Origin of the sequence: Enterovibrio qingdaonensis (assembly GCF_028683135.1) — a bacterium.
Taxonomy (GTDB): domain Bacteria; phylum Pseudomonadota; class Gammaproteobacteria; order Enterobacterales; family Vibrionaceae; genus Enterovibrio; species Enterovibrio qingdaonensis.
The window spans coordinates 1-326 of sequence record NZ_JAJUBB010000084.1 but is presented as its reverse complement, the minus strand read 5'-3'; the positions used below and the strand labels follow the sequence as shown (position 1 = coordinate 326).

At 34.7% G+C, this 326-nt stretch carries 1 protein-coding gene; it reads right to left on the bottom strand.

Annotation, left to right across the window (positions count from 1 at the left end):
* Window positions 1–57: 57 nt before the first annotated feature.
* Window positions 58–282 carry a hypothetical protein gene (locus tag LRP49_RS25220; RefSeq protein WP_274146426.1) on the bottom strand — a complete coding sequence of 75 codons (225 nt, stop codon included), beginning with the start codon at window positions 280–282 and terminating at the stop codon, window positions 58–60.
* Between the last annotated feature and the right edge of the window lie 44 nt (window positions 283–326).

The window sequence follows — 326 nt, the reverse complement described above, 5'->3', positions numbered from 1 at the left end:
GGTGAAAATTCCCGACTTACTTTGAACAAAGATCATTAGTTACATCAACAAACTTTGCTATGAGTCTTCATGCCATATTTGACGAAGTTTCAGACCTTTAGGAAAGATCTTTTTACTGTCATCTTCGAAATAGACTTCTATTTGAATATCATTTTCGTCATCTGACAATTGAACCCAATCGACCCATTCAATTGCAGCAGTCATTTCGCCATTTTCATCAACGATCTTGAAGCCTTCCCCCAGATTTTCGGATAGAACATCTTTGATCTTTTCAATATTCATATTTGATTAATCCAATTGAAGTTATGTGACACCTAACAACTTAT

Coding starts and splice junctions, on each gene's coding strand:
- LRP49_RS25220 (WP_274146426.1), bottom strand. CDS start 282: ATGAATATTGAAAAGATCAAAGATGTTCTATCCGAAAATCTGGGGGAA.